Source organism: Flavobacterium limnosediminis JC2902 (assembly GCF_000498535.1).
GTDB classification, from domain to species: Bacteria; Bacteroidota; Bacteroidia; order Flavobacteriales; family Flavobacteriaceae; genus Flavobacterium; species Flavobacterium limnosediminis.
This window is the reverse complement of the sequence record NZ_AVGG01000005.1, coordinates 254820-267864: the sequence shown is the minus strand read 5'-3', so window position 1 is coordinate 267864 and position 13045 is coordinate 254820. Positions and strand designations below refer to the sequence as shown.

The 13045-nt window shown below is 38.5% G+C and carries 11 protein-coding genes; 9 read left to right on the top strand and 2 right to left on the bottom strand.

Annotated features, from left to right (window positions below; all coding sequences use genetic code 11):
* Positions 1 to 199 precede the first annotated feature (199 nt).
* The 3 genes from pyrF to FLJC2902T_RS07020 are packed head-to-tail and all read left to right on the top strand — an operon-like array spanning position 200 to position 2281.
* The gene (gene pyrF / locus FLJC2902T_RS07030) at positions 200 to 1012 is read left to right on the top strand and encodes an orotidine-5'-phosphate decarboxylase (protein ID WP_023579107.1); all 813 of its coding nucleotides are present in this window, start codon (positions 200 to 202) and stop codon (positions 1010 to 1012) included.
* Between the two features lie 36 nt (positions 1013 to 1048).
* Positions 1049 to 1444, top strand: a complete 396-nt coding sequence (locus tag FLJC2902T_RS07025) for a DoxX family protein (RefSeq protein WP_023579106.1) — start codon at positions 1049 to 1051, stop codon at positions 1442 to 1444.
* Positions 1445 to 1462: 18 nt separating this feature from the next.
* On the top strand, positions 1463 to 2281 hold the full coding sequence (locus FLJC2902T_RS07020) for an ABC transporter substrate-binding protein (protein ID WP_023579105.1): 819 nt from the start codon (positions 1463 to 1465) through the stop codon (positions 2279 to 2281).
* A gap of 153 nt (positions 2282 to 2434) precedes the next feature.
* On the opposite strand, the gene FLJC2902T_RS07015 is transcribed toward FLJC2902T_RS07020, so the two are convergent.
* Positions 2435 to 3166 carry a DUF4197 domain-containing protein gene (locus FLJC2902T_RS07015; protein ID WP_023579104.1) on the bottom strand — a complete coding sequence of 244 codons (732 nt, stop codon included), beginning with the start codon at positions 3164 to 3166 and terminating at the stop codon, positions 2435 to 2437.
* 228 nt (positions 3167 to 3394) lie between these two features.
* Between FLJC2902T_RS07015 and katG the strand changes: the two genes are divergently transcribed.
* From katG to FLJC2902T_RS06985, 6 genes are all read left to right on the top strand, one after another.
* Entirely contained in the window at positions 3395 to 5608 is a 2214-nt protein-coding gene (katG, locus tag FLJC2902T_RS07010; RefSeq protein ID WP_023579103.1) for a catalase/peroxidase HPI, read from the top strand.
* Between the two features lie 11 nt (positions 5609 to 5619).
* Positions 5620 to 6279 (top strand): VOC family protein, encoded by a 660-nt coding sequence (locus FLJC2902T_RS07005; RefSeq protein ID WP_023579102.1) that lies wholly within the window; start codon positions 5620 to 5622, stop codon positions 6277 to 6279.
* 391 nt (positions 6280 to 6670) lie between these two features.
* Positions 6671 to 7828 carry a DUF4062 domain-containing protein gene (locus tag FLJC2902T_RS07000; RefSeq protein ID WP_023579101.1) on the top strand — a complete coding sequence of 386 codons (1158 nt, stop codon included), beginning with the start codon at positions 6671 to 6673 and terminating at the stop codon, positions 7826 to 7828.
* 306 nt (positions 7829 to 8134) lie between these two features.
* On the top strand, positions 8135 to 9100 hold the full coding sequence (locus tag FLJC2902T_RS06995) for an NAD(P)-dependent alcohol dehydrogenase (RefSeq protein WP_023579100.1): 966 nt from the start codon (positions 8135 to 8137) through the stop codon (positions 9098 to 9100).
* Between the two features lie 106 nt (positions 9101 to 9206).
* Positions 9207 to 10328 carry a ligand-binding sensor domain-containing protein gene (locus tag FLJC2902T_RS06990; protein ID WP_023579099.1) on the top strand — a complete coding sequence of 374 codons (1122 nt, stop codon included), beginning with the start codon at positions 9207 to 9209 and terminating at the stop codon, positions 10326 to 10328.
* 466 nt (positions 10329 to 10794) lie between these two features.
* Positions 10795 to 11349, top strand: coding sequence for a DUF4494 domain-containing protein (locus FLJC2902T_RS06985; RefSeq protein WP_023579097.1), 555 nt, complete (start codon positions 10795 to 10797; stop codon positions 11347 to 11349).
* 44 nt (positions 11350 to 11393) lie between these two features.
* Here FLJC2902T_RS06985 and FLJC2902T_RS06980 read toward each other — a convergent pair whose 3' ends face one another.
* Positions 11394 to 12872 carry a M61 family metallopeptidase gene (locus FLJC2902T_RS06980; RefSeq protein ID WP_023579095.1) on the bottom strand — a complete coding sequence of 493 codons (1479 nt, stop codon included), beginning with the start codon at positions 12870 to 12872 and terminating at the stop codon, positions 11394 to 11396.
* Positions 12873 to 13045: the final 173 nt, after the last annotated feature.

The window sequence follows — 13045 nt, the reverse complement described above, 5'->3', positions numbered from 1 at the left end:
TTTGTAAACTTTCAAAAAATTACCGGTCATATTGGGTTTAGAAAAAACTTTGCGACCTTTGCGAAAACTTTGCGACCTTTGCAGTTAAATTACAACAACCAAACTCAGCAACTTGGTAACCGAAAAAAAATAAAAACAACTCTTTTGCCGCTTCGAACCTAAGTACCTTAGCATCTCAGCGCCTTAGTACCTAAATAAGATGACAACACAACAACTACAAGACCAAATCCAATCAAAAAAATCATTCTTATGCATTGGTTTGGATGTCGACTTAAACAAAATTCCGGAACACCTGTTACAAACAGAAGACCCGATTTTCGAATTCAACAAAGCGATCATCGATGCGACCCACGATTTATGTGTTTCCTATAAACCCAACACCGCTTTTTACGAAGCTTACGGAATAAGAGGCTGGCAATCATTGGAAAAAACCATTCATTACATTAACGAAAAATATCCTGAAATCTTCACCATTGCCGATGCAAAACGTGGAGATATCGGAAACACGTCTTCCATGTATGCAAGGGCATTTTTCAAAGATCTGAACTTTGATTCGGTTACCGTGGCGCCTTATATGGGAAAAGATTCGGTAGAGCCGTTTTTGGCATTTGAAGACAAGCATACGATTATGTTAGCATTAACTTCAAACGAAGGTGCTTTCGATTTTCAGACTCAAAATGTAGACGGAACAGAATTGTACAAGGTAGTTTTAGAAACTTCCAAATCCTGGAAGAATTCCGAAAACCTGATGTATGTGGTAGGAGCAACCAAAGCGGAATATTTTACCGAAATCCGTAAAATTGTCCCCGACAGTTTCTTATTGGTTCCCGGAGTAGGCGCTCAAGGCGGAAGTCTTGCGGAGGTTTGCAAATACGGTATGAACGAAAACGTCGGTTTGTTAATCAATTCGTCCCGCGGAATCATTTATGCGTCCACCGCAGCCGATTTCGCCGAAAAAGCAAGAGAAGAGGCCTTGAAACTGCAACAGGAAATGGCAACAATCCTTAAATAGGTTATATTTGTTACTGCTCATTTCTAAATTTTAAAAATGAAAAGTACCTTTCTGCTTCGTTTTGCGGTAGCTGTGATTTTAATCATGCACAGTGTACCGGGCATGTTCAACAACGGGATTAATGATTTCGGTAACCTTTACCTGAATACGGTCGGATTTGCTCCGTTCGGATTGGCATTGGCCTGGGCAATCAAACTATCGCACGTAGTGGCAGCCATTTTACTGCTTCTGAATAAATACATCAAACCGGCAGCAATCGTAACGATATTCATATTGGTTGTCGGTATTTTTATGGTTCATTTACCGGAAGGCTGGTATGTAGTGGGCGGAGGACGAAACGGAGTGGAGTTTAATTTCCTGCTTATTTTTGTTTTGCTGACAATCATGTTTCCCAACGGAATAACCAAAAAGGAACAAACTCCCGATTTATAATTAAATTTTTATCTGGCAATGCCAAATTCAAAGACATATACCGATCAACTCGGAATCCAACATACGTTCGAAAAAACACCTAAAAGAATTGTTTCCTTAGTGCCGTCCCAAACCGAATTACTTTTCGATATGGGCCTGGAAGACAGTGTAGTGGGAATCACTAAATTCTGCGTGCATCCGTTTCATTTCAAATCGACCAAAACGATTGTCGGCGGAACGAAACAGGTGAAAATCGATAAGATAAAAGCATTGCAACCGGATATTATCATCGCCAATAAGGAAGAGAATACGTTGGAAATTGTAGAATCATTAAAAGATATTTGTCCGGTTTGGGTAACGAATATCATTACCATTGAAGATAATCTGCAAATGATTTCCGATTTCGGACAATTGTTCAACAAACGCACCGATGCGCAAAAATGGATCGATAAAACGAATTTCGCTTTAGCTGATTTTCAGAATTTCATGAAAAACAGGGAAGTTCAGAAAGTGGCTTATTTTATCTGGGCCAATCCGTATATGGTAGCAGGAGGGGATAATTTTATCAATGAATTGCTGAAGCTGAATAAATTCGAAAACATCTATGACAATCACCCGAAATACGAAGGACGTTACCCGGAAATCGTAATTCAGAAAATGCGGATTCAGGGCGATCCCGATTTGGTTTTATTGTCTTCCGAACCGTTTCCCTTTAAAGACGAACACGCTTTTGAATTAGGGCGGCATACGCATCATGCCAAAACCGTTTTTGTAGACGGTGAAATGTTTTCCTGGTACGGCAGCCGGTTGGTGAAAGCTTTTGATTACTTCAAACAATTGCATAATCGTTTGGATTAAATGCAAAAAAAAACCACGCCCGAAAGCGTGGAATTCTTTTTTTAACTAACCCTAACCAAATGAGAAACTATTCATTCTGACGCAAAGTTCCGATAATTTTTTCTTAGTTAGTGTTAATAAATTGTTATTTGTATCTCGTTGAATTTTAATTTTTTAGCCCTGTTTTCCATCTTGTAAGGCAAATACTTTTTTCAGTAAATCACTGCTTCGGGAAGACAGATTGTTACGAATGTCTTTCTCTTCCACAGCAATCATTTTGAAAACACCTTCCATGGATTTGTTGGTGGTATAATCCGTTAAGTCGGGATTGACTTTTTTTACCAACGGCACACTGTTGTACTTTGTAATTATGGTGGCCCAAACTTTATCAGCGCCTACTTTGGCAAACGATTTTTTAATCACCGGATTGAATTTCGCGTATAAAGCAGTTGAGGTTGTGGTTTGTAAATAAGTCGTAGCGGAACGGTCATCACCCATAAGAATGTTTTTTGCATCGTTGAAAGTCATCCCCTTCACCGCATCGACAAAAATAGGAGTGGCTTCTTTTACTGCATCTTCAGCCGCACGGTTCATTACTTTCAAACCTTCATCAGCCAATTTGCTCATGCCGATATCACGAAGCGTTTTGTCTACCTTTTTAAGTTCTTCCGGTAAAAGGATTTTTACCATTTCATTTTTGTAGAAACCGTCTGTATTGGTAAGTTTTATCACTTGTTTTTCAATTCCTTTGTTCAGCGCTTCTTTCAGTCCGGAAGCAATTTCGACTTGTCCTATTCCCATTTGCCCCATAACGCCCGGTGTTTGTGGTAACTGATCGATAACCTGTTGCATTTCCGCGCAACCAAAAAAAGGAATGAAAGCTAATAGTAGTGCTGTTTTTTTCATGCTTATTTAATTTAGTTTCCAAAGGTAAACAAACATCATACCAATTTTAGGTTATAGGATTTTCTTATGAAAAAATAAAAACAATCAATTTGATTTATGAAAAGTTAATCAGTTAATTCGGTAATTTTAACTAAATTTAATGCTCGTAAAAAATTGACCTACAGTATTTTAATTTGGTAATTTCTCGTAAAAATAAATATTCATCCGTTACTAATAACTTTATAAAATATGGAAAGCAATTCTAATAACAATGGTAAATGCCCGTTTTCCGATACAGCTCAAAGTCAAAACCTGGGAGGGATCGGGACAAAAAATCGGGACTGGTGGCCCAATCAGTTAAAAGTAAGCATGCTGCGTCAAAACTCTTCACTGTCTAATCCGATGGGAGATGCGTTTAATTATGCAGAAGAATTCAAAAGACTTGATCTTCAGGCTGTAAAAAATGACCTTACTACACTTATGACCGACTCACAGGACTGGTGGCCTGCAGATTTCGGACATTACGGACCTTTATTCATCCGTATGGCATGGCACAGCGCCGGCACATATCGTATTGGAGATGGTCGTGGTGGTGCAGGAGCCGGACAACAGCGTTTCGCACCGCTTAACAGTTGGCCGGACAATGCCAATCTTGACAAAGCACGCAGACTGCTTTGGCCCATCAAACAAAAATACGGTCGCAAAATTTCCTGGGCCGATCTTATGATTCTGGCCGGGAATGTCGCTTTGGAATCGATGGGATTCAAAACCTTTGGATTTGCCGGTGGCCGTGAGGATGTATGGGAACCGGAAGAACACGTTTACTGGGGTTCTGAAACCACATGGTTGGATGATCAACGATATACGGGGGAACGAGACCTTGAAAATCCGCTTGCGGCAGTTCAGATGGGGTTAATCTATGTAAATCCGCAAGGACCTAACGGGAATCCGGATCCGATTGCTGCTGCTATAGATATACGCGAAACCTTTGCCCGTATGGCCATGGATGACGAGGAGACCGTTGCACTTATTGCGGGAGGTCACACGTTCGGTAAGGCGCACGGTGCAGGAGATGCCTCGCTTGTGGGAGCAGAACCCGAAGCGGCGGACATTGAATTGCAAGGTTTGGGATGGATGAGTAAACACGGTACGGGTAAAGGTGGAGATGCCATTACGGGTGGACCGGAAGTTACCTGGACACAAACACCAACCAAATGGAGTAATCACTTTTTCGATAACCTGTTCAGTCACGAATGGGAACTGACCAAAAGCCCTGCCGGAGCATTTCAGTGGGTGGCCAAAAATGGCGCAGGTGGCGGGACGATTCCCGATGCGCACGATCCTTCAAAAAAACATGCGCCTACCATGCTGACTACAGACCTGTCGTTGCGTTTTGATCCGGCGTACGAAAAAATTTCCAGACGTTTCTATGAAAATCCCGATCAGTTTGCAGACGCTTTTGCCCGTGCCTGGTTCAAACTGACACACCGCGATATGGGGCCTCTTGCTCGTTATCTTGGAAGTGAAGTTCCTTCAGAAGTATTGATATGGCAAGATCCGATTCCGGCCGTGAACCACGAACTGATTAATGAAAATGATATCGCTTCCCTGAAAGCCAAAGTGTTGGATTCCGGTCTTTCCGTTTCTCAATTGGTTTCCACAGCTTGGGCTTCGGCTTCCACTTTCAGAGGTTCAGACAAACGAGGTGGTGCTAACGGTGCACGTATTCGTTTGGCTCCTCAAAAAGATTGGGCGGTAAACAATCCGGTTCAGTTATCAAAAGTATTAAATACGCTGGAAGGCATCCAAAAAGAATTTAATAACTCGCAATCTGGTGGTAAAATGGTTTCACTTGCCGATCTGATTGTATTGGCAGGTTGTGCCGGTGTTGAGAAAGCTGCGAAAAATGCTGGTCATAACGTAACGGTTCCTTTCTCGCCCGGTCGTATGGATGCTTCGCAGGAACAAACCGATGTGGCGTCATTCGCCGTATTAGAGCCAAAAGCTGATGGTTTCCGTAATTACCTGAAGACCAAATTTACAATTCCAACAGAAGCATTGTTGGTGGATAAAGCGCAATTACTGACACTCACAGCGCCCGAATTAACCGTTCTTGTAGGTGGTATGCGTGTATTGAATACCAACTTTGATAATTCGAAAAATGGGGTGTTCACAAAACGTCCGGAAACACTTACCAACGATTTCTTTGTGAATCTGCTAGACATGGGTACAACCTGGAAAGCGGTTGATGGACATAAGGAATTGTTTGAAGGCAGTGCAACCGGGGTAAAAGAATCAATATGGTCAGGAACCCGTGCCGATCTTGTCTTTGGTTCCAATTCCGAACTCAGAGCACTTGCCGAAGTGTATGCCAGTTCCGATGCTCAGGAGAAATTCGTAAACGATTTTGTAGCGGCATGGAATAAAGTAATGAACCTGGATCGCTTCGATTTGGCTAAATAGAATTAAAAATCATGCAAATTTCAGAAGTTCATCTGTTAACCAACTCCCTTTCGGAAACCGAATTCTTTTACAAGGAAAAGCTAAGCTTGAAAGTGATAGAACAAACGGATGAACTTCTTTCTTTTCAGACAGGAACTTCAAAGTTGTGTTTTCATTTGTCGGATGCCATTCAGAAACCGGTTTATCATTTCGCTTTCGATATTCCCGAAAATAAGCTGAAAGCGGGTTTGAAATGGATGAGGGGTAAAGCGGAACTGATTCCGTACGAACCCAATCAATATATAGTCGATTTCAGTAATTGGAATGCCAAATCGTTTTATTTCTACGATAACAACGGCAATATTCTGGAATGCATCGTTCGCTATGATTTACAGAATGTTGTGAATGAAAAATTCAGCAGCGCCTCTTTTTTAAAAATAAGCGAAATCGGTTTTGTGGCCGATAACGTATTCGGATTTTGTGACGAGGTGAATCAGCGTTATGAAACCGATTATTTCATCAAACAACCCAAACGCGAGAACTTCTCTGTATTGGGAGATGATCACGGATTGTTTATCGTTTCCGATGAAAAAAGAAACTGGTTCCCAACGATGAATCAGGCAAAACCGTTTTGGACGAAAGTCATTTTCGAGAACAATGGCAAGCGACATGAAATGGTTTTTAGTCCGTGAAATCCGTGTTTGTATGTGACTTATGCTAATCAAGTGTTAAAATAAAACACCGACATCCTTCATGTTAGACCTGACAGATTTTTAAAAACCTGCCAGGTCTGCGTTGAAAAGACACTATCCCAAAAAGTGTGTAAGTTTTAAAAATGAAATTTTTAACACATGACTATGTAAAACCCAATTTTGAGAATTCCTGATGACATCAAATTATAAATCACTTAAATTGTTTTATTTTCTTACTTTTTGTAGATTAGCGGAAAATAGAGGTAGTGTATTTTTCTTTAGATTATGATGCTTTTAAAGTGAGCAGTTCTATATATTAATGCGTTACGTCTGTTTAAGAGTTAGTTGTAACTTTCGAAAAAAAATTGTGTAAAAAACAAAACTTAGCAAAATGCCTGAATTAATTAGTAAGTATAAAATATTTTTAGCCTCACCATCTGATTTATCTGAAGAAAGAGAATCCATAGACCAAGTTGTTGAAGAATTAAACTTAACGTTTGGAAGCCAAAATAACATTATTTTAGAATTACAAAAATGGGAAACAAATTCCGCGCCAGCAATAGGTTCCGAAGGATTACAAAGCATAATAAATAATGATATCCCTGAATATGATTTATTTATTGGTCTTTTATGGATGAAATTTGGAACACCAACAAAAGAATATGGTTCAGGTACAGAAGAAGAATTTAACATAGCTCATCAAAAATTTATAAAAGATAATAACTCTGTACAAATTTTATTTTATTTCAAAAATTCAGCACCTCAGTCTTTAACTGAAATAAATCCTGAACAGCTCACAAAAATTAGAGATTTCAAATCCAGTTTGGGAGAAAAAAACGTTTTGTATTGGGAATTTAATCTAAAAGATGAACTCGAAAGATTATTAAGAATTCATATTCCTAAAAGGATTCAGAATTTAAAAGCTATTCCAAATCTTCCAACAAAAATTGAAGAAGTAAATACAGATATCATAATTGTTGAAGAAGAAGATTTTGGGATCATTGATTATCAAGAGTTTATAGAGGAATCGTTTTCGATTTCAACTCACGCTTTAATAAGGATTTCAGAAGCAACGAACTGGATTGGTGATGAAATGAATAAAAAAACGTCTGAAATAGATGTTTTAATCGCTAAAAACAGAAATCAGCCCATATCCTTTAAAGTTCAAAGAAATATCTTTGAAAGAACAGCAAACGTAATGAATGATTTTGCAAATCGAATTGAACCCGAAATCCCAATTTATATAAATAATTTTGAAAAAGGTATTGATTCATTTTCAAAATTAATAACGATTTATATTAATGATTTTGAAAACAAAAAGGAAGAAATAATTGAAGCTGGTGATTCTTTAGATAATCTATTAATCCAAATTGAATTCGCATTAAATAATATGCATCTGTTTCTAAATACAATTGATGGTTTACCGAAAATGTCAAAGGAATTAAATAGTGCAAGAAAAAATGTTGTGAATATACTTTCTGAATTCTTGAAAAAACTTGAAACAAGTATTACAATTGGAAAAGAAGTACATAAAAATATTATTTACTAAAAGAACTTTATGATGTAAAAGCTACATCTATAAACGGTTTTGTTCAAATGGAATTTTAGGGCAAAACAGAATGCTTTTTTGAATATTTGACTTAGCGATAAACAAACTAAAAGAACAAAAAAACCACGCTAGCGAGAGCATCCTGCTCTTGCCCGCAACATAAATTCATTGAGTTGTAACACGATATACCGAAGTGGCGGAATTGTGCAAATATGTTATAGATTGTCGGCAATTGGTTTTTGTACATGAGTAAGATGCTCGCGCCAGTTTAGGGACACCGCCAAACACCATCAAAATAGTTGAAAAATGAAAGCAATTGTACATGCAAAATATGGACCGCCGGAAGTTGCCAAGTTAATGGAGGTTGCTAAACCTTTTCCAAAAGATAACGAAGTATTAATTAAGGTCTATTCATCCACAGTAAACCGTACTGACTCCGGTTTCAGAAGTGCAGAATATTTCATTTCACGGTTTTGGAGCGGACTTTTGCGACCAAAATGTCAAATATTAGGTTGTGAGTTTGCAGGTGTAATTGAAGATATCGGAAAAAATGTAACAACATTCAAAAAAGGCGATAAAGTTTTTGGGTTTAATGACAAAACCTTTGGTGGTCATGCAGAGTATTTGACAATTGCTGAAACAGATGCGATTACACACATGCCTGAAAACTTAAACTTTGATGAAGCGGTAGCTATTACAGAAGGCGGACATTATGCCTTGGTGGACATCAGGGCTGCTAAAGTTGAATCCGGACAAAATGTTTTAGTGTATGGAGCAACCGGTGCTATTGGTTCTGCGGCTGTTCAACTATTAAAACATTTTGGGGCAATAGTAACCGCGGTTTGTAATACGAAAAATGTAGAGTTGGTAAAATCTCTTGGTGCAGATACGGTTATTGATTATCAAACGCAGGATTTCACAAAGACAAAAGAAAAATTTGATTTCATTTTTGACGCAGTGGGAAAAAGTTCATTCGGTCAATGCAAACCTTTGCTGACTGAAAAAGGGATATACATTTCAACTGAACTGGGTAAAAATGGAGAGAATATACTTTATGCACTTACCACTTCGCTTTGGGGAGGCAAAAAACTTTTGTTCCCAATTCCGACTACTACTAAAAAGGATGTGCTATTTTTGAAAGAACTTGTTGAAAAAGGCGAATTCAAACCTGTAATTGACAGGAAATACAAGTTAGATCAAATTGTAGAGGCATACAAATATGTTGAATCCGGTCAGAAAACGGGTAATGTTGTAATAAAAGTAGTTGACTGACAATAATTCCAAACAATAGGGTGGTGTGTCATGCTTATGCGATCTGAAAATCTAAAACTCTATAGCATTTTACGAACATTTCTTATAGCAACTAAAACAGAGGAAAATGACAAAATATAATTTTCGCAATTCAATTTACATTTGGCTTTTCGCGGGGTTATTTATGAATTCCTGCCATGGCCAAGTGGAGAAAAACGCTCCGAAGCAGACGACTAATGTACCGCAACCAGGCCTGGAAATAATAGGAAGGCCACAGCCTAAAGTTGTCAATTCTAACCCGGTTTGGGATCCCAGTCTTGTAAGCCAATATATTAGAGCTATCTTTCAGGATTCGAAAGGGAATTTATGGTTTGGTACCTTAGGCGAAGGTGTAGTGAGGTATGATGTAAAAACGCTGACTTACTTTTCTAATCCTAATGGTTTTAATAGCAACACTGTTTATGCTATTAATGAAGATAAAAATGGTAATCTTTGGTTTGGGACTGACCAAGGCGTTTATAAATATGATGGAAAAACCTTTAGAAATTATAATCAAAAAGATGGCTTGAGCCATATAGATATAAGTCGGAAAAGCATCCTTGTTGACAAATCGGGTACTATTTGGGTAGGTACACATGGTGGCGTTTTCCGATATGATCCATCTGCCGATAGCAAAGGTGATCAATGTTTTTCATTATTTCAACAACTTCCCCCTATAAATGTTGCTGGCATCATGGAAGACAAAAGTGGAAACATTTGGTTTGCTTCTTTTGAAAATGGTGTCTTTCGTTATGATCCTTCGGATTCGATCTTAACAGGTGGAAAAACAATTACCAATATTGCAGAAAAGGAAGGTTTGGGAGGTAACTATGCGGGAGGTATAGCACAGGATAAAGCTGGAAATATGTGGTTTACTATGAAAAACGGCATCTGTAAATATGATGGAAAAACTTTAACCGAATACACTGCTAAAGACGGATTAGGGGGTACTGAATTTTGGGGTATATATATAGAAGAGTCAGGTATTATTTGGGTTACAGCCCGAGGTAGTACTACGAGATTTGACCCTTCCGTTCCCTTACCAAATCCAAAAGCATTTACCGTGTTTACAGAAAAAGACGGGATTAACTGTTGTGTTCAGAGTATGTATCAGGACAAGTCGGGAAATATGTGGTGGGGTGCCGGAGCCGGACTTTATCGATTTGATGGCAAACGCTTTTATCAAGTGAAACAGAACGGTCCTTGGTAGTATAAACAGTTTTAGACGACCGAACAGAATTGAAAACAAACACCCCTGGGAGCGGATTTACTTCGTCAGTTCGGCTTAAATCTCGGGTGCAATCAGTGCCTACAAAGAGAACAAATAAAAAACTGCAACCATATGAAGTTGTGGTTTTGTTTTTTGATAAATTGCCACGGCAACAAAATTCAGAGCCAATATCCATCACAAATTGTGAATATCTATTTTATCAATTGTGCATTTCGTTTCTTTTAAAATCTAACTTTGCCCGATAGCGCGGATTTGTAACCGTGCCTACAAAGAGACCAAATAAAACTGCAACCGTAAAAGTTGTGGTTTTGTTTTTTAAATAAGCCCTCATGCCAACAAAAGCCAATGCCAACTTTCATCTCAAATTGTGGATATCTATTTTATGAATTGTGGATTTATTTTCTTTTAAAATCTAACTTTGCCATCCTTTAAAAAAAAAACAGTTATGGGTGCAATTTGGTACGAATGCAAAGTAAAATACAGAAAAATAGACGATAACGGTGTACAAAAGGTGGCGACAGAGCCTTATTTGGTAGATGCCTTATCCTATACGGAAGCAGAAAGCAGAATTAATGAAGAGATGGCTGCCTATGTTAGTGAAGAGTTTAAAATCACGAATATAAAAGTGGCTAATTATGCCGAAATACATCCCTTCGAGAATACGGACCGTTGGTTCAAATCAAAAGTGTCCTTATTGGCTTATGATGAAGAAAGCGGTAAAGAGCGTAAGACGAGTTTTTATCTGTTAATACAAGCCAACGATGTAAAAGAGGCTTATGATAACACCGTTTTTGCCATGAAAAACACCATGGGCGAGTACACCATACCGGCTATTTCGGAATCTCCTATCATGGATGTTTTTCCTTATTTCAGTGGTGAAGAAGACGGATTAGAGCAATTGGAGAAATTCAATGCCCTTAAAGCATCTAAGCCCGTAAAAGAAGAAGAAATAGTGGATCACATGGAATTTGCCCCGGAATTGGTGGAGGAAAGCATTTAATTATAATATTATAGAGGCGGGTTTAAAACCCGCCTCTATAATATTTACAACCCGAGAATCCCTTTTTTGAATTGCAATTGTTCTGCGTTCGGATTTTCACCTGCGGAAATATACACGTCTTCCAAAAAGCCGTCAAGCTGTAATCCCATCGCGGCTAAATAATCGGTAACCGGAATTCGTTTCGTTCCTGTAACATAATCATCAAAAAACCATTGAAGATTTTTACCCGAAACGGAATTTGAAATCGCAATAATGTCTTTCAATTCGTAACGCGTATTGGTTTTTCCGAACGCTTCATACATACCGGCAAATACATCGTCTAAACTTTTATGATTGTTTGTCGCTTTCCGGATTTCAATGTCTAAACCTAAAGCGACCAATTCGCCACCACCATACACCAAGTAATGGTTCTGGTCTTTGTTGTTTCCGGATTCCTGAATGCTGAGTTTGTTCTGCATCAGATCTCGGGTAATATTGTATTTCGTAATTACGTTTTCGAAACGTTTGTAAAACGTCGGTTCGTCGATAATTTTGGTACGCGTCAGTAAAATGTTCGTCAGATAATCGGTGAAACCCTCCTTAAACCATTCTTCCTGTTCCTTCGGGATTAATGTGTGGCCGTTCCAAAGGTGAATCGTTTCGTGCGCCATGATGTGGCCCCAATTCGTACGGCTGTTTTTGTTTACTTTCCCTTTGATAATCTGACTGAAACTGGTTCTGAAGGCACTACCGTCTGTCATAATATCATTTTCATTAACCACGATGAGGTATTTTTTCTTCGGTGAACCTTTAAATACTTTCGTAGTCGATTCGATAATGGGTTGCATCAGTCCGATAAAGTCGTTTTCATAAGGTTGCATTGAACTTCCAAGAGCAAACAATAATTCAAAATCACCCAACTTGATTTCCTTTTCGTGATGATTTCCAACAAAAATACAATTGTTTAAAAGGAATCGTAAATCCTCATTAACGGTATAATGATTCGGTTTTTGTGTTTTGATCCACGGGGTGGAAGCTTTCCAGTTTTTCGGTAACGTAAAAGAAACCGATACGTTTTTTACATCTCCCAAAGCGGGAATATCCGGAGCCATGAATAAAGAATATCCGGTAAAAAATAAGCCTTCCGGAGTTTTGTAAGCCACTTCGTCAACGCCGCCGCAATGATCCCAGTTTTCGGTGTTGTGATCTAATGCAATATCATATTCAACGGTAAACGAACCACTTGATACTGATTGGATTTCCCAAGTGCCTTCACCTAAATACTTGAGGGTTTGTTTTTGGCCTTTTTTGTTTTTGGCCGTAATGTTCTTTACGAATTTGGCTTCGCCATCAGGATTTTTGTCCGAAGGATGCGTAATCATGAAAAAACGGTTTTTTGCTTGCGATAATTCAAGATTCGCTTTGACGTGAACGAGATTTTGCTGCTGTTTTGTGAAGTCCAGCTGATACTCGGCGGCGTTGTTTTGTGCCTGGACGTTTAAAAAAAATGGTAGTCCCAACAGGAGCAAAAGATACTTTTTCATGATTGTTTTTTTGATGATTGATGATGAATTTGCTTCATGGAAACCAAGAAACAACAGTACAAGACGACCGAATTACTGTTTTGTTACAAATAGACCGCATTATTTACCCCGAAGAATTTAAATTTTAAGCCGTTACTTTTTTAATAAATGCGTAAATTGCACCCTCAAAATTA